This is a genomic window from Collinsella sp. HCP28S3_E12, assembly GCF_052065595.1.
GTDB lineage: Bacteria > Actinomycetota > Coriobacteriia > Coriobacteriales > Coriobacteriaceae > Collinsella.
Genome location: NZ_JBQHTS010000022.1, coordinates 1 through 17,058, shown reverse-complemented (window position 1 = coordinate 17,058; position 17,058 = coordinate 1). Strand labels below are relative to the sequence as shown.

General features: G+C 60.1%; 16 protein-coding genes. 4 read left to right on the top strand and 12 right to left on the bottom strand.

Annotation, left to right across the window (positions count from 1 at the left end; translation table 11 throughout):
* Positions 1–177 precede the first annotated feature (177 nt).
* From ACTNBY_RS08235 to aspS, 12 genes are all read right to left on the bottom strand, one after another.
* On the bottom strand, positions 178–840 hold the full coding sequence (locus tag ACTNBY_RS08235) for a response regulator transcription factor (protein ID WP_441064104.1): 663 nt from the start codon (positions 838–840) through the stop codon (positions 178–180).
* Positions 841–890: 50 nt separating this feature from the next.
* Positions 891–2,228 carry a glutamine synthetase family protein gene (locus ACTNBY_RS08230; RefSeq protein WP_441064103.1) on the bottom strand — a complete coding sequence of 446 codons (1,338 nt, stop codon included), beginning with the start codon at positions 2,226–2,228 and terminating at the stop codon, positions 891–893.
* A 134-nt stretch (positions 2,229–2,362) separates the two neighbouring features.
* On the bottom strand, positions 2,363–3,385 hold the full coding sequence (locus ACTNBY_RS08225; protein WP_441064102.1) for a LacI family DNA-binding transcriptional regulator: 1,023 nt from the start codon (positions 3,383–3,385) through the stop codon (positions 2,363–2,365).
* Positions 3,386–3,509: 124 nt separating this feature from the next.
* Entirely contained in the window at positions 3,510–4,202 is a 693-nt protein-coding gene (locus ACTNBY_RS08220) for a GntR family transcriptional regulator (RefSeq protein WP_441064101.1), read from the bottom strand.
* 330 nt (positions 4,203–4,532) lie between these two features.
* The gene (locus ACTNBY_RS08215; RefSeq protein ID WP_441064099.1) at positions 4,533–5,060 is read right to left on the bottom strand and encodes a hypothetical protein; all 528 of its coding nucleotides are present in this window, start codon (positions 5,058–5,060) and stop codon (positions 4,533–4,535) included.
* Between the two features lie 377 nt (positions 5,061–5,437).
* Positions 5,438–7,387 (bottom strand): NAD(P)/FAD-dependent oxidoreductase, encoded by a 1,950-nt coding sequence (locus ACTNBY_RS08210; protein WP_441064097.1) that lies wholly within the window; start codon positions 7,385–7,387, stop codon positions 5,438–5,440.
* Positions 7,388–7,489: 102 nt separating this feature from the next.
* Positions 7,490–7,690, bottom strand: coding sequence for a hypothetical protein (locus tag ACTNBY_RS08205; RefSeq protein WP_117634210.1), 201 nt, complete (start codon positions 7,688–7,690; stop codon positions 7,490–7,492).
* Positions 7,691–7,870: 180 nt separating this feature from the next.
* Positions 7,871–10,198, bottom strand: coding sequence for a ferrous iron transporter B (gene feoB / locus ACTNBY_RS08200; protein ID WP_441049139.1), 2,328 nt, complete (start codon positions 10,196–10,198; stop codon positions 7,871–7,873).
* Between the two features lie 123 nt (positions 10,199–10,321).
* On the bottom strand, positions 10,322–10,543 hold the full coding sequence (locus ACTNBY_RS08195) for a FeoA family protein (protein ID WP_006234774.1): 222 nt from the start codon (positions 10,541–10,543) through the stop codon (positions 10,322–10,324).
* A 39-nt stretch (positions 10,544–10,582) separates the two neighbouring features.
* Positions 10,583–10,825 carry a FeoA family protein gene (locus ACTNBY_RS08190; protein WP_441064096.1) on the bottom strand — a complete coding sequence of 81 codons (243 nt, stop codon included), beginning with the start codon at positions 10,823–10,825 and terminating at the stop codon, positions 10,583–10,585.
* Positions 10,826–11,058: 233 nt separating this feature from the next.
* Positions 11,059–11,307, bottom strand: coding sequence for an HPr family phosphocarrier protein (locus tag ACTNBY_RS08185; RefSeq protein ID WP_441064094.1), 249 nt, complete (start codon positions 11,305–11,307; stop codon positions 11,059–11,061).
* Positions 11,308–11,664: 357 nt separating this feature from the next.
* Positions 11,665–13,452, bottom strand: a complete 1,788-nt coding sequence (gene aspS / locus ACTNBY_RS08180; RefSeq protein ID WP_427729277.1) for an aspartate--tRNA ligase — start codon at positions 13,450–13,452, stop codon at positions 11,665–11,667.
* A gap of 257 nt (positions 13,453–13,709) precedes the next feature.
* Here aspS and serB point away from each other — a divergent pair, with 257 nt between their 5' ends.
* From serB to ACTNBY_RS08160, 4 genes are all read left to right on the top strand, one after another.
* Positions 13,710–14,345 carry a phosphoserine phosphatase SerB gene (gene serB, locus ACTNBY_RS08175; protein ID WP_441064093.1) on the top strand — a complete coding sequence of 212 codons (636 nt, stop codon included), beginning with the start codon at positions 13,710–13,712 and terminating at the stop codon, positions 14,343–14,345.
* Positions 14,346–14,462: 117 nt separating this feature from the next.
* Positions 14,463–15,245 (top strand): nickel pincer cofactor biosynthesis protein LarB, encoded by a 783-nt coding sequence (gene larB / locus ACTNBY_RS08170; RefSeq protein ID WP_441064091.1) that lies wholly within the window; start codon positions 14,463–14,465, stop codon positions 15,243–15,245.
* 10 nt (positions 15,246–15,255) lie between these two features.
* The gene (locus ACTNBY_RS08165) at positions 15,256–16,185 is read left to right on the top strand and encodes a LarC family nickel insertion protein (RefSeq protein WP_441064089.1); all 930 of its coding nucleotides are present in this window, start codon (positions 15,256–15,258) and stop codon (positions 16,183–16,185) included.
* A 2-nt stretch (positions 16,186–16,187) separates the two neighbouring features.
* Positions 16,188–16,727, top strand: a complete 540-nt coding sequence (locus ACTNBY_RS08160) for a TetR/AcrR family transcriptional regulator (RefSeq protein ID WP_304211247.1) — start codon at positions 16,188–16,190, stop codon at positions 16,725–16,727.
* Positions 16,728–17,058: the final 331 nt, after the last annotated feature.

Sequence of the window (17,058 nt, the reverse complement as noted above, 5' to 3'; positions counted from 1 at the left end):
CCCGCCAAACATGTGGCGGGCCATCATTGTTCACGTTGAGTTGTACCCCAATATGCGGGCGAACGTGTATGAGAACGCAATCTTTAAGGAATGCTTAAGTTCTGCTGCAAACTCGAAAGGGATCCACGCATGCGGCAAAACCACCACGAAGGCGCCTGCCCCCTTTGCGGTGAAAAGCTAGTCCTTAAACAGATAACCCACGCCACGGACGGTGGTAATGTGCGCCGCGATCTGCGGGCCCACCTTGGAGCGGATGCGTCGAATGTGCACGTCGACGGTGCGCGTGCCGCCGCAGTACTCAAAGCCCCACACGCGGTGCAGCAGCACCTCGCGGCTGTAAGCACGGTTGGGATGCGTCGCCAAAAAGCTCAGCAGCGAGTACTCCATCAACGTCAGGTCGATGGGCTCGTCGTCGAGTGTCACCTGGTAGGTAGCCAGGTTAATCTCGAGATTATCGATGTTGAGCACATCGTCGGCGGCGACGGTCTCCTCCTCGCCCATCAGGCGCTGCGCACGAGCCTTGAGCTCGTTGGGCGTCGCCGTGGGGCATACAAAGTCGGCATGCGCGTGATTGGGCAGGCGCAGGGTGCCGAGCGCCTCGTCGTCGACGATTACCAACATGGGAACGCCGCCGCGGTCGTCGAGCCATTTGGCAATCTGATCGATGCGGTCGCTGCGGATGCCATCGGAATCGAGGATCAGCAGGTCAAAGTCATGCGACGCAGTCGGCGAATCGGGGGTTGCCAGGCTCACCTCGACACCCAGGGTGGTCGTCAAGCTGCGGGCAAACTCGTGGAAGCGCGTCGTGCGCGCCATGAACAGGGCACTCTTTTCGGACATATCGACCTCCAAGGAAATGAGCTCAATCGTACTGGAACGAACCAGCGCGATTAGGAGTTCGCCAGATAATGCTTGATCTCCCACTCGGTAATCGTGGACTCAAACTTATGCCACTCGTCGCGCTTCTTTTTGAGGAAGAAGCTGTGGATGTGCTCGCCGAGGGCATCCTTCATAAACTGCGAGTCCTCAAACACGTCGAGCGCCTCTTTGAGCGAGCGCGGCAGCGGCGTATAGCCGGCCTCGACCATCTGACGGTCGGTAAGCTTGAGCGTCTCGGCCGTTGCCTCGGGCGGGAGCTCCAGCTTGCGCTCGATGCCGTCCAGACCAGCCGCCAGCGTGACGGCGTTGACCAGGTACGGATTGGCCATGGGATCGGGACTGCGCAGCTCGATGCGTGTGGACAGCTGCTTGCCGGGCTTGTAGACCGGGATGCGGACCATGCTCGCGCGGTTGCGCAGGCCCCACGTAGCGTACTGTGGCACGGAGTCGCCGCCCGTGGTGATGCGCTTGTACGAGTTGACCGTGGGGTTGGTGATGGCGCTGATCTCGCGCGCGTGTGCCAGAATGCCGGCCATATAGTGCTTGGCGATATCGGAGAGGCGGTACTTCTCGTCGTCCTCGCCCCAAAAGACGTTGTTGCCGTCGTGGTCGAACAGCGACTGATGCAAAAACATGGCGCTGCCGTCCTCGCCCGCCAGCGGCTTGGGCATAAAGGAGGCGTGGCAACCGCTCTCGTAGGCCTGCTGCTTAATGATGAGTTTGGCCGTGGTGATGGCGTCGGACATGCTCAGGGCCTCGGCGTGACGCAAGCTAATGCCGTGCTGCGAGCGGCCGGCGGCGTGGAAGGTGTACTCCACGGGCACGGACATCTTCTCGAGCGTGAGCACCGTATTGCGGCGCAGGTCGCGAGCGGCATCGCTCACCGAAAGGTCGAAGTAGCCCACGTTGTCGAGCGGCTCGGGGGTGTGCTCGTCGGGGAAGTAGTAATACTCCAGCTCGGCACCCACGTTGAGCAGGTAGCCGGCCTTCTCGGCCTTATAGAACATGCGGCGCAGGGCGTCGCGCGGGTCGCCGGCAAACGGCTTGCGATCGGGAGTGCACACATCGCAGAACACGCGGGCGACGCCGTTATGGCTCGGGCGCCACGGCAGGATCTGGAAGGTCGAGGCGTCAGGGAACGCGAGCATGTCGGCTTCCTCGGGCGTGGCAAAGCCCTCGATGGCGGAGCCGTCAAAGCCAATACCCTCCTCAAAAGCGACCTCGAGGTCTTCGGGGCTAATGGCAAAGTTCTTGAGGCGGCCGAGAATGTCGACAAACCACAGACGCACAAAGCGGATGTCACGCTGCTCTACGGAACGGAGTACGTAATCGATGTTCTGCTGGTTCATGTCGCTCCCCTTTCTTTCGGGCGGGTTTCGACTGGTCTATATCGCAGATACTATCGCAGAAAAATGTTTCCGCAGGGTTAAAGCGTATCAAGCGCCCAAAAAACGTGCGCGAACAGGCAGTTACGAACGAGCGGCTAGCGCGAGGTCGAAGCGCGGTGTTCGATGTGGCCGGGAACCTCGATGCGCTTAGGGGCGAGCTTTGCGGCATCGCCCACGGTGGTGGTAACAACGTCGATACGCTCGGAGAGGCGATCGACCACGCGCTCGGCGATGGTGAGGGTGTCCTGCGCGGCCGTGGTAACTCCACCAAAGAGCACATGGTTCCAGGGATAGTCGTCAAACGTCGCGATCTTGAGCCCCGCCGGCAGCGAGGGGCCAAGCTGCGCCAGCGCCTCGGTAAGGCTCAGGAAAACCAGGCCGTTGACGGCAATGAGGCCGAGCTTTTTGCCTGCATAGCCGCGGATAGTCTCGTCCAAGCGACCGACGCCCGTGGCACCGCCATCGGCCAAGGTGATAACCTCGCCGGCAAGGCCGCGGCGCGAAAGCTCGTCGGTAAAGGCCTCGGCGCGCTCGCGACGGACGGGGCTGTCGTCGCTTGCCTCGGTGAGCAGGCACAGGTGCTCGCTGCCAGCGGCGATCAAGGCGTCTACCAAGCCGGCGACCAGCTCACGGTTGTTAGATGTCACCAGATCGACACCGCCGTCGGCAACGTCGCGGTCGAGCAGCACAACGGGCAGGCGTCCCGCTGCCGCGGCGATTGCCTCGTCGTTACCACCGCAGGTATTGACGACCAGGCCGTCCACGCCAGCGTCGATAAGCCTGGTGAGCGACTCGGCCTCCTTGGCGGGATCGTTGCCGCTAATGGCTGTCATGAGCGAGCAGCCGCGCGCGGCGGCGCTGGCGGAAAGGCCCTCGAGCATGGCGCTGGAGAACGGGTTGGCGATGTCGGCCAAGATCACGCCGATGAGGTTGGTACGCGAGCTGCGCAGATTGCGCGCGGCGGCACGTGGGCGATAGCCGGTACGCTCGATAACCTCCGCAATGCGAGCACGGGTTTCCTCGGTCATTTGCCCGGGGCGGTTATTGAGATAGCGCGAGACCGTGGCCGGGCTCACACCCGCCTCGACGGCAATGTCCTTGATTCTCATCTGCGCCATAGCGCACCCCGTTTCCCCATTGTCGGCAGTCTGAGCCATTTTAGGCATTTTTTAAAATTCTCGGTTGCAAAACGCTGTAGGTGAGCAGCATCGTTTTTGCGTCTCGAGCAGATGCGATAATGGGCTAGATAGCCGAGTCTTTGGACAGCTCAAAATAATCGGGATGTAAGGCGATAACCGGACCTTGCTCTTCGGGCATCAGGTGCAGGTGTGTCTCGGCCAGATAGCTCGCCGCGTCGGTATCGCCCCTCTTAATGGCCTCGAGAATCCGGCGATGATGCCGACGAATCGGCTCCCAATCTAGATCCTGCGACACCATACGCAACCAGTTGTATCGCTCAAAATGCGTATTGACGCTCTTCATCCAATCCCACAACATGTGACGGCCGGCAATCTCAAAACACGTCTCATGGAACAGGTTGTCCAGGTCAAAGAAACGACGCGTTTCGCCATGGTCGAGCGACTCGGACTCGGCAAGAATCTGATCGAGCCGATGCTTTTGCTCGGGCGTGGCGACCGAGCAGCATTTAATGAGTACGCTTCGCTCGAGTTTCTCGCGCAAGAAACAGGCGTTCTCGGCGCGCTCCATGCTGATCTTAGAGACGTAGGTGCCGCTTTTGGGACGCGTTTCCACCAGCTCCTGCTCACGCAGGCGCACAAAGGACTCGCGAATGGGCGTACGCCCGATTCCCGTCTCCTTTTCCAGACCAATCGCCGAAAGGCGCGTGCCGGGCTTGAGCTCGGCATAGATGATCTTGGAGCGCAGTGCATTGTATGCCTGATCTTGCAAGCTTTGATTATGCTGGTGCTGTTCCATAAAGCCCTCGGATAAACCCTCGGTTAGTCGAATACCACCATGCAATACTATCGCATCGACACGCCCCAGCTCCCAATCAGTCTTTTTGGGACGGGGCTCTTTTAGCTACCCTAGCCCGCAGATCGGCCCCTTGCCACAAAAGTGGCCCATCTACTACGTTAACACGGATAGCCTCGGCCATACCAAAAACTGTGAAAACAAAACCGCAGGTAGGCAGCTTGTCGATTTTCGAAAAAGCCGACTATGGTTGACCCCTGAGGCTTAAACGTAGTAGATAGGCCCTTTTCGTGGCGCAGCACTACTGCACCCCAAATTGGCACCCCGAGCCTGTTATAAGTTGCTGTGAAATACGGACGGTTGATGATCAAGGCGCGCTATGCGGGTTGCTATAGCTCGAACGTCCCACGTCCGATGCACCAAAGCGTTTGCGACAGCTTCGCAAAACGCCTCGAGAGGAATTCGATCGGTTTGGACGCGCTCCATCCCTTCGATACGTTCATAACGGTAGTAGCGTGCAAACATAGCCACCGCCCTGTCCACCTGCTCAATTGCGGATATATTTGTCGCCGCCTCGCGATCCAAGATCACATCCTCGGTATCACCAAAACGGACGCAGTCGATGCCCGGAAAATCATTCTTATCCGCCAAAATCGCCGCAGCGTTGGTATAGCCATCTTTGCCGAGCAAGCGAAGCGTGCGCATAATATCCGGCGTTAGCTCAGAAATGCCGAGATGTTCAACACACTTATGCTCGAGCGTGTGAAAACTCAAGTCCTGGCGAGCCAACGTGAGCGCGTCGAACGTTACGTTGCTGCCTTCGAGCGTCAGCCTGCCATACTCAAACCGGTCGACCTCCACCGTTGCCGAATCGTTTCGCCTGTAGGCCTTCAAGATATAAGACGAAAACCGTTTGCGTACTGATTTATCCGAGACGCAAACGGTTTTCGTCTTGATTTGCGTACGGAATTAAGACGCATAATTTCGCTTTCGTATGGCTCAATCGATCACGATACGATGTATCTGCACCTGGCCTACAACCGCAACATGATTGTGGAAGGCACACAGACAAAAGGCATTTAAGGCTCGGCAATGATCTTTCTATGATAAAACGCAAGCGGCGGCCGCCCAAACACGGGACGGCCGCCGCTTGCGTTTTATCAAATGGTGCAATGGGGTCAGGTTCACATGCACCAACTTGGTGCAAAGTAACCTGTCCCCATACGCCAAGGGGTTGACTAGAGCTCGCAGGCGACCTTGTAGCCATCGCCGATGGCGTCGCGAATGTTGCCGCACTTGTTGGCATCGCCCAGCACGTGAGTGGTAACGCCGGCTGCAGCCAGGTCGTCGGCCAGCTTGGTATTGGGACGATAGCCCATAGCAAGCACCAGCGTATCGGCACCGGCGATGGTGTGGATCTCGCCGTCCTTCTCGTAGCTGATAGTATCCTCGGTAATCTCGGTCACCTTGGCCTCGGTCAGCACGTGAACGCCCTTTGAGAGCATGCGCGTGATGAGCACCGCGCGACCGGCACCACCCTCGTTGGCGGCGAGCGTCTTGGTCATCTCGATGACGGTGACGTCGCGGTTGGCCGGCGACAGGTCGTTGACCAACGGGGCCAGGTAATCGGCCGTCTCGCAGCCAACGGTGCCGCCACCCACGATGACGATCTTCTTGCCCGGGAAAGCCTTGCCGCCCAACAGGTCGTCAGCCGTCATAACCTGCTTAAAGCCCTGCATGAAGGCCGGGGCGATAGGCTCGGCGCCATAGGCCAGGACGACCTCGTAGTCGGCGTAGTCACGCTGAATGTCCTCGGCAGTAAGCTCGGTGCCAAAGACGCACTTTACCCCGGCCTCGGCCAGGCGACGGTACTGATACTTGATCACGCGGGTGAGTTCCTGCTTTGCCGGCGGAACGGCTGCGATGCGCATCTCTCCGCCCGGCTCGTCCTGCTTATCCACGAGCACCACGTTATGACCGCGTTTGGCGGCAATGTAGGCTGCCTCCATACCCGCGGGACCGGCGCCCACAACCAGTACGTTCTTGGCCTCGGCGGCAGGCTCGTAGCCAGCCTCGTCGCGCTCCACGTCCGGGTTGACGGTGCAGGAGATGCGCTTGCCAAACATAATGCCGTTCAGGCAACGCAGGCAACCGATGCAGGGACGGATCTCGTCGGCGTTGCCAGCGGCTGCCTTGTTGCAGAACTCGGCATCGCACAGATTGGCGCGGCCCATCATACAGATGTCGGCCGCGCCGTCCTCGATCAGCTCCTCGGCGATCCAGGCCTCGTTAATGCGTCCGACGGTGGCGACGGGAATGTTGACGTGCTTTTTGATCTCGCGCGAGCAGGCGGCGTGCGAGGCCTGCTGCGTGCCGGCGGCGGGAATCGCGGAGCCGCGCTTGATGGTGGTGCCGCCCGACACGTGAATCATGTCGACGCCGGCCTTTTCCAAGCGACGCGAGACGTAGATCATGTCGTTGAGGGTCAGGCCGCCATCGGTGTACTCATCGCCCGAGATGCGGACGTCGATGATAAAGTCCTTGCCGCAGCGCTCGCGAATCTCGGCGATGACCTCGAGCAAGAAGCGCATACGGGCGTCGAGCGAGCCGCCGTACTCGTCGGTACGCTTGTTGTAGAGTGGAGTCAAAAAGCCGCCGAGCATGCCGTGGGCATGTGCCGCATGGACCTCGACGCCATCGACACCGGCCTTCTGCATACGCACGGCAGCGTCACCAAACTGATGCGTGAGCTCGTGAATCTCATCGACCGTGATAGGACGCGGTGCCTCGCGGGCATAGGACGGACCCACAAAGGACGGAGCGATCAGGCGCGGCGTGCCCGGAATGTTAAAGGCCATGTAGGCGGGGTGGAAGAGCTGCGGCATGATCTTGCAGCCATACTCGTGGACGGCCGCTGCGAGCTTTTTCCAGCCGGGGATAAACGTGTCGTCGTAGCAGCACATGTCACCCGGCAGATAGGTATAGGTAGGCTCAACCGTCACGACCTCGGTAATGATGAGGCCCACGCCGCCCTTGGCGCGTGCACGGTAATGATCGACCAAGTCGTCGGTCACATAGCCGTGATCGGCTAGGTTGGTAGATACCGGCGGCATAAAGACGCGGTTCTTGACCTCGGTCGTACCGACCTTGATCGGGCTAAAGAGCATCGGGTAGGCACAGGACTCCATACAGGGTTCCTTTCGTTTGAGCCGCTCGGCGGCAGTTGCTAACACACCTATCGTATCAGCGACCGCCGTATCCGCAATCATACATGCCCAAGCGCCGTTCGACTAATGAATACCGCGGCCCAGGTCTTCGGCGATTTTGTCCACGCCCTTAAGTGCGGCACACGTCTTTTTGTTGGAGCAATGTCCTGTGCAAACGCCACCCTGAGCACAGTCGGCGCAGGTGCCCTTGCGGTAGATGCGCACGCATACCGCGACAAACGCAATACCGATAACAGCCAGAACAACAATATCGATAGGTGCCATAGCAAGCCTCCTCTAGTTAACCATCACTTACTTTACCCCATTTTCCACCTGCCAAAAAGGGACAGGTTTATTTTGGTCGGTTTTATCTGCGGAAACGCCACATCTCCCCCATTACGCCAAAAAGCCCGAGTGTCGCTGGGACACCCGGGCTTGTGGAAAGGGGCTAATCCTTATTCGGACTTAAGCGGAAACTGCGGCGGAAGCAGTGTTGGTCTCGTCCTCGTCGGTCCATGCATGCGCAGGGATAGGGCGAAAGATCTGGAAGAGCATCGCAACCAGCAGAACGATGGCCACAATCGTCCAGATACCAAACTGTCCCAACACAAACAGGTTGTAGAACTGGTTGATGAACAGGCCGATCACCCAAGCGAAGGCGCACTCGTAACCGATGGCAATCGCGGTCCACTTGCCGGAGTCCATCTGGTTGCGGATAGTACCCATGGCGGCAAAACACGGAGCGCACAGCAGGTTGAACGCGCCAAAGGCAACGCAAGCGCCCATGGTGGGGAACATACCGGCAAACGCAGTCCACAGGCTCGGGTCGGTCTCGGCGGCGTCAGCCACGGACAGCAGCGAGCCGGCGGTGGCGACGACGTTCTCCTTAGCCACAAGGCCCGAGACGGTCAGCGCAGTTGCCTGCCAGGTGCTAAAGCCGAGCGGAGCGAAGATCCAAGCGACCAGGTTACCGAGCATGGCAAGCACGGAGTAGTCCATGAACTCCTCGGAGATGCCGTCCATTGCAGGCAGGAAGCCAAAGGAACCGTTGTAGCTTCCAAAGTTGGAGAGGAACCAAACAACGACGGTGGATGCGAAGATGACCGTGCCGGCCTTCTTGATAAAGGCCCAGCAGCGCTCCCACACGTGCAGTGCCCAAGAGCGGATCGCCGGGAAGTGGTAGGCAGGAAGCTCCATAACGAACGGCGTCGGGCGACCGGCGAAGAGCTTGGTCTTCTTGAGCATAAGGCCCGAGGCGATGACGGCGAAGACGCCCAGGAAGTAGAAGAGCGGGCTGATCCACGCCGCGGTGGTGGAAGAATCGCCGATGATGGAACCCATGAGCAGGGCGATGATCGGCAGCTTGGCACCACAGGGAATAAACGTGGTGGTCATGACCGTCATGCGGCGGTCCTTCTCGTTCTCGATGGTCTTGGTGGCCATGACGCCGGGGACGCCGCAGCCCGAGGACACGAGCATGGGGATAAAGGACTTACCGGACAGGCCAAAGCGGCGGAACACGCGGTCCATGATGAAGGCGACGCGGGCCATATAGCCGCAGTCCTCCAGGAAGGACAGCATCACAAAGAGCAGGAACATCTGCGGGACGAAGCCGAAGATAGCGCCCAAACCGCCGACGATGCCGTCGCAGACCAGCGAATCGACCAGGCCGCCGTCCTCGGTGCCACCCGCCACAAGGGCATCGTGCACCACGGTGGTGATACCCGGGACATAGGGGCCGTACTGCGCCGGGTCAACCGAGTCGGCATCGTCGCCCGCAGCCTCGACAGCTGCGTCGTAGGCGTCGCGACCCTGGCCGAGCACGTACCAGCCGTCGGTGCCAAAGAGCTGGTCGTTGGTGAAGTCGGTCACCGTGCCACCTAAGGTGGAAACGGCGATGTAGTACACGCAGAACATGATGACCACAAAGATCGGCAGGCCCAGGATACGGTTGGTAACCACACGGTCGATCTTCTCGGAGGTGCTCATCTTGGCCGGAGCCTTGGTGAGGCACTCGTCGATGATGTGCGCGATGACGCCATAGCGCTCACCGGTGATGATGGACTCGGCATCGTCATCGCAGTCCTGCTCGCACTGGGCGACCAGCTCTTCCACGCGAGCGGCCTTCTCCTTGGTGAGGTTGATGAGCTTGCAGGCGTCCGCATCACGCTCAAACAGCTTGACCGCGTAGTAGCGGCGCTTGTTGGCGGGAACGCTCGCCGGCAGGTTGTTCTCGATGTGGTCCAGAACGTCCTCGATGGAGGAATCGAACTTGTGCTCCGGCACCTGGCCCTTGGAAGCAGCGGACTTCTTAACCTGCTCGAACAGCTCCTTAATACCCTTGTTCTTAAGGGCCGAAATCATCATGACCGGACAGCCGAGCTTCTTGGAGAGCTTGTCCGTGTCGATCTTGTCGCCGTTCTTCTCGACCAAGTCGGCCATGTTGAGGGCGACGACCACGGGCAGGCCGGTCTCGATAACCTGAAGCGCCAGGTACAGGTTGCGCTCGAGGTTGGTGGCGTCGACCACCTGAACGACGACATCGGGCTCGCCGCTCATGAGGTAATCGCGCGAGCATTGCTCCTCGGGGCTGTAGGGGGAAAGCGAGTAGATGCCGGGGAGGTCCGTGATGGTAACGTTCTTGTCGCTTAGGAGCTTGGCCTCCTTTTTCTCAACCGTGACGCCGGGCCAGTTGCCAACGTAGCCGTTGGCGCCGGTGATCAGGTTGAAAAGCGTGGTCTTGCCGCAGTTGGGGTTACCCGCCAGCGCGACATGGATCTGAGAATCCGCCATTCAATCCTTCTTCCTTGTGCGCCCGCGCTGCTTTCTCCGCGCAGGCTGGATAATGTGCTTCAAAGTTTCTGTATTAAGTTAGAAGTATCTAACTTTATCTGCAGAAATTTACGTCGTGGGCCCTTACTGGACCTCGACGACGGCCGCCTCCTCCTTGCGGATGGAAAGCTCGTAGCCGCGCACGTTGATCTCGACCGGATCACCGAGCGGTGCAACCTTCACGACCTTGAACGAAGTGCCCTTGATGAGCCCCAGGTCCATAAGGTGGCGGCGAAGTGCGCCCTCACCGTGAAGCTTGACGATGGTAGAGCTCTCGCCCACCTTAACGTCACCCAACGTCTTCATCCTCTTATCCCCCTTTCGGTTTTTATGAAATGCTGCAGATTAACCGACGGTCATGATGTGCATGGCAACCTTGGAATCGATGCCAAAGCGTGAGCCCAGCACCGTGACGATGATATTGGCGCCACTCGAGCTCACCACGTGGATCTCGCTGCCCTCGACAAAGCCGAGGTCCTTGAGGTGGTGCTTTATGTCCTCATTGCCCTTTACACGAGACACGTGCACGGTTTCGCCCGCTTTTACCATCGAAAGCGGCATGGCCGGCATCTGCGGTCCGCAAGACATGAGTGAGCTCCTAACATCGGTTCGTCCTCAACATCGACGCGATAAAAGTTAACCGCATCTATGTTCGAACTAGTAAACTAACACACGGTTAACTTTTTGGAAAGGATCTCTATTCAGTTTTCGAAAAAGTTTCCCATATTAAACAAAGGCACCGCAAAGACGGTCTCTTTGCGGTGCCTTGTCATACCGATGTATGCAACAGAGGGGACTCTCCCCTTTTTACATTGTTCCGCTTAGAGTGAGAGATTTCTGATCGACGTGACGCACGAGGCCTCATCCACGCCCGAAACACGAAAGACGATGCTCTCACCGCACTCACCATAGAGGGCCATGAGTCCCATGATATCGCGGCCATCCGTGTGGCGATCGCCGATGCTGACCGACACGTCACTACGATGCTTGGCGATAATGTCATAGAGAAGCGCAACCGGGCGGGCATGTAGTCCCAACGGATCTTTAATCGTCTTTGTAAACTCGACCATGTCCCCTCCCGCAGCATCGCACATTTGGCCGGCCAAACCCAGCCACGTGGTAGTTATTGTAGCGTTAGATGCTTGTCGAGAGCGGGACGGAAACCACATCCCACTTCGAGTGTCAACGATGGGGCACAGTTTCCGTTAGACAGCTCAACCGGAAACTGTGCCCCATTATTTTGCCGAATTCTGGGCCGCGCTTTCCCAGAGGGCCCCCTTTGGGAAAGCGCGGCCCATTCTGGACGCAGATTCCGGGACGCACTTTCCGCGACGTCCGGTCACCCTATGCCCTCGCAACGCCCGCGCATAAAAAACGAGGGGAGGCACGCGTCCTTCCCTCGTTAGAGACAATATGTAGCCGCTCGCCTACATCAAGCGCAGGCTGACGTCCTTGAGCTGGGCGCCGGAAACGGCACTCGGGGCGCCCGACATGAGGTCGGAGCCGCTGGCCGTCTTGGGGAACGCCATGACGTCGCGGATGGAATCGGAGCCAGTAAGCAGCATGCACACGCGGTCCAGACCCAGGGCAAAACCACCCATCGGGGGCGCACCAAACTTGAGCGCCTCCATGAGGAAGCCAAACTGCGACTCGGCGCGCTCCTCGGTAAAGCCCAGGAGCTTGAGCATGGACATCTGCATCTCGGCGTTATGGATGCGCATGCCACCGCCGCCGGCCTCAAAACCGTCCATGACAAAGTCGTAGGTGCAGGAACCGGCAGCCAACGGGTCGGCCTCGATCTTGGCGATGTCGGTCTCGGTCGGCAGAGTGAACGGCTGGTGCTCGGCTGCATAGGCCTTGCGGTCCTCATCCCAGTGGAACAGCGGGAAGTTGACGACCCACAGGAAGTCGTGACCCTCGCGTTTGATCTCGAGTGCGTTGGCCATGTGAGAGCGCATGCCGCCCAGGATCTCGTCAGAAAGCAGGCGCGGGCCGGCGGCGAACATCACGAGGTCGCCAGGCTCGACGTTCATGCGCTCGCGCAGAGCCGCCATCTCCTCGTCCGAGAAGAACTTGACGATGGGGCTGTTGATGGAGCCGTCCTCGCGGAAAGCGATCCAGGCCAGACCCTTGGCGCCAAACGTGGAGGCCACGCCGGCGAGCTTATCGATCTTGGCACGTGCCCAGGCACCGGCGCCCTTGGCGTTGATGGCCTTGACGACAGAGCCCTCCTCGTTTGCGGCAGTCGCAAAGACCTTGAACTTGGAGTTGGCAAAGATGTCGGTCAGATCGACCAGATGCATGCCATAGCGGGTATCGGGCTTGTCGGAGCCATAGGTGTCCATGGCCTCCCAGTAGTCCATGCGACGCAGCGGCGTGGGCATCTCGACACCCATGCGACCGAAGGCGTCGGCCAGGACCTCTTCGAGTGCGCTCATGACGTCGTTCTGGTCCACGAAGGACATCTCGATATCGACCTGGGTGAACTCGGGCTGACGGTCGGCACGCAAGTCCTCGTCGCGGAAGCACTTGGCAACCTGGTAGTAGCGCTCGACGCCACCGACCATGAGCAGCTGCTTTAGGAGCTGCGGGGACTGCGGCAGGGCGTAGAAGTTGCCCGGCTGAATACGGCTGGGAACGATGAAGTCGCGGGCGCCCTCGGGCGTAGACTTGAACAGGGAGGGCGTCTCGACCTCCATGAACTCACGGTTGTGCAGCGCCTCGCGAATGGCAAAGGTGAAGTCGGAGCGCAGCTTGAGGTTGGCCATCATCTCGGGACGACGGAGGTCCAGATAGCGATAGCGCAGACGGGTGTCCTCGCTGGTCTCGATGCCGTCCTCGATCTGGAACGGCGGAGTAACGGACGTGTTGAGCACCTCGGCGTGGTCGGTCAGGACCTCGATCTCGCCGGTCGCGAGCTTGGCGTTGGTGGTTTCCTCGCCACGGGCGCGCACGACGCCGTGAATCTTGATGGGCCACTCGGGACGCATGGTCTCGGCGATCTTAAAGGCATCGCCGTCGGAGTGCTCGGGGTCGAAGGTAAGCTGCGTGATGCCCTCGCGGTCGCGAAGGTCGCAGAAGATAAGGCCGCCGTGGTCGCGGCGACGGCTCACCCAACCGGTGAGGGTGACCTCTTCGCCCACGTTCTCGCGGCGAAGCTCGCCGCAGGTACGGGTGTGCATGGAATGCTCGTCGATGGGACGGGTCTGGCTCATACCAGTGATCCTCCTTTATGGATCTGTGCCGCCCCGTGTCGTTCCGGGCGGCGTCGTACAGATTTGCCCAGCCTGCGTAAACCGCGCAGCCGGACATGGCGTTCTATCTTATCGCACCCGCGCCGATGTACCGCGAAAAAGTGACTCCCGCTCAAAGACTTGACGGAGACGAAACAATTGGCGCGGCCTGGCCGTCGCCAAGGCGCGCCGCGTGCGACAATGTGCCTACAACACAACCGCACTCGGAAAGGCCCACCATGACTGCACGCCTCATCGTTATGGATATCGATTCCACGCTCATCAACCAGGAGGTCATCGACCTGTTGGGCGAGGAAGCAGGCGTGGGCGGGCAAGTTGCGCGGATCACCGAACGCGCCATGCGCGGCGAGCTCGACTTTAAGCAGGCGCTCGAGGAGCGCGTGGGGCTGCTTGCCGGCCTGGACGAGAGCGTTTTCGAGCGCACTTTTGAGCGCGTGACGTTTACCCCCGGCGCACTGGAGCTTGTGCGCTCGGCGCACAGCAAGGGCTGGAAGGTCGGCGTGGTAAGCGGCGGCTTCCACGAGGTCGCCGACAAGATCGTAGCTGCCGCGGGCATCGATTTTTGCCTGGCCAACCGCCTGGAGGTCGTAGACGGCAAGCTCACGGGCAAGCTGGCGGCAGACATTGTGACCAAGGAATCCAAGCTTATCCAGCTACTGGATTGGGCGGTTGAGTGCGGTGTCGATATGGCCCATACCGTGGCGATCGGCGACGGCGCCAACGACATCCCCATGATTCAGGCCGCGGGCACGGGCATCGCATTTTGCGCCAAGCCCAAGATGCGCGAAGCCGCCCCGTTTGCCATCGACGAGCGCAACCTGATGCTCGCCATGGACATCATCCTGCGTGACTAGCCGATCCATCTAACAACAGAATCAAATCTCCTATATCTAGTTTCCGAACAATTTTGTCTTAGTGTTCGGAAACATACCCTTTGAGTGCTAGACTTTGCGCCGTCGAAGGGAACTTATATGGATAAGCGAGATCTAGAGCAGCTGCTGAGCGATGTTGCCGACGGAGCAGTCACCCCCGCCGACGCCCTTACGCGCATCCAAACGGCGCCAACCGCCGATCTGGGTTTTGCGCAGCTCGATCTTTCGCGCGGGGTGCGCCAGGGGGCCGGTGAGGTTGTCTACGGCGCCGGTAAAACCGCCGAGCAGATTGCAGCCATTATCAAAGCGCTGCGCGATGCCGGCCAGGAGCGCACCCTGGTTACGCGCCTGGATGCCGAAAAAGCAGCCCGCACCTCGGAGCTTCTCGACAACGGGATCGACCTGGGATATGTCCCGAACGCCCAGCTCGCCCTCGTGGGCGGCAAGCCCTCCCCTACCGGTAACGGACGCATCATTGTCGCCTGCGCCGGCACGAGCGACTTGCCCGTCGCCGAAGAAGCCGCGTTGACGGCCGAGTTCTACGGCAACGAGGTCGACCGCCTCTACGACGTAGGTGTCGCCGGCCTGCACCGTCTGCTCGCGCATGCCGAGGAACTTGCCCAGGCACAGGTGGTCATCGCCATTGCCGGCATGGAGGGCGCGCTGGCGAGCGTTATCGGCGGTCTGGTAAGCTGTCCGGTCATCGCCGTTCCCACCAGCGTGGGCTACGGCGCGAGCTTTGGTGGCATAGCCGCGCTGCTCGCCATGCTCAACTCCTGCGCCAGCGGCGTTTCGGTCGTCAATATCGACAATGGCTTTGGTGCCGCCTACCAGGCAAGTCTTATCAATCATCTGAGCGCCGGAACACCCTGCGCCCGTTAAGGAGCATTCCATGTCCAACCATCAGCATACGCTTATCATCGACGGCACCTCGGGCATCAGCGGCGATATGACCGTCGCGGCCCTGCTCGACCTGGGTGCCAGCGAGGAGCACCTGCGCGAACAGCTCGCCACGCTGCCGGTCGGCGGCTTTGAGATTGCCGTTACACGCGTAAACAAGCATGGCATCGACGCCTGCGACTTTGACGTTCAGCTGGCAGAGGAGCTCGAGAACCACGACCACGACATGGCCTGGCTCTTTGGCAACGAAACAGCTGCCGAGCACACGCACGAGCATGAGCACCACCATCATGACCATGGCGGGCATGAACACGAACACTGCCACGAGCATACGCACGAGCATGACCATGAGGCCCACGGCCATGGCCACGAGGACCATCACCACGCCCACCACCATCACCACCGCTCTTTGGCGGACGTCACCGCCATCATCGACGGCTCACAGCTAAGCGATGGCGCCAAGCGTCGTGCCCTCGCCATCTTTACCGCGCTCGCTGCTGCCGAGGCCAAAGCTCACGGCAAAACGCCCGACACCGTCATGTTCCACGAGGTGGGCGCCATCGACTCCATCGTCGACGTCTGCTCGGTCGCCATCTGCCTCGACGACCTGGGCATTGAGGATGTTGTGGTCGAGTCGCTCTCCGAGGGCCACGGAACCATCCGCTGCGCCCACGGCCTCATGCCCATTCCCGTCCCCGCTGTCGTCAACCTGTGCCAGGCAGGCAATATCGCCCTCACGCCTGCACCGGTCGCCGGCGAGCTCGTGACGCCAACGGGCGCCGCCATCGTCACCGCGCTGCGCACGTCCGACCAACTGCCCTCACGCTACCACATCGAAGCCGTCGGCTACGGCGCCGGCAAACGCCCCTACGAGGGTTGCTCCGGCACGCTCCGCTGTCTGCTCGTTCACGCGGACGCATAGCCATGGATGCCCGCAAGGCAAAAAGCCGCGCTGCCATCGTTGCGGCGTTCTCCGAGCTCCTGCGCGAAGAGGACTACGGCAAGATTGCCGTCGGCGACATCATCGCTCGCGCCCATGTGGGTCGGGCAACGTTCTACGGCCTCTTCAAGAGCAAAGATGACCTGCTCGCTGAGTTCGTGTGCGATATCTGCACCCATGCCCTCGACGATGACGGTACACCCCTCAATGACCCGCTCGTACAGGTCGAGCATATCCTCAACAACCTCTGGGATCGTCGTCAGGGCGTACGCGCCCTCGTAGCCGGCGCCGGCTCGCGCGTCTTCGCCGACTGTCTCCGCAAGACCATCATGTCGCGCGCAGCCGAAACCGTCCCTGTCGACCCCGCAGGCCCCGCCAGCACCATGGATCGCAACTTCCTCCTCCACCACATAGCCTCAAGCTTCGTAGCCACCGTCCAATGGTGGGCCTGGCACAACTTTCAAGCAGATAAGGCCGACGTAGCCAAAGACTACCTCTCAGCCATAAAACCCCTCTTCACCTAAGTAAGAGGCTCATCCCAAAGCATCGCCCCAACCCAAGGCGCCCGCGCATCCCAACGTGTCACTCGCACTTCAACGCCCCCCAACAGCGACAAGCCCCTCCCATCCAAATTCAGATATATATGTTGGGTTGCTTGTACGAACGCAACAAAGACCCCGCAGCTGGCCGCATGGGGTGACTTCCCAGCGCATTCCACAGGACGAAAGAACCCCCGCCGCACGAAGTGTGAACTGCCTCCCATTTCTTGGACATGAGAAATGGGAGGCTTTTTATGCGTGTCGACTTGAGGGTGAAGCACGACATCGAGGCCAGGAAGGCGGCGATCGGGCTCTT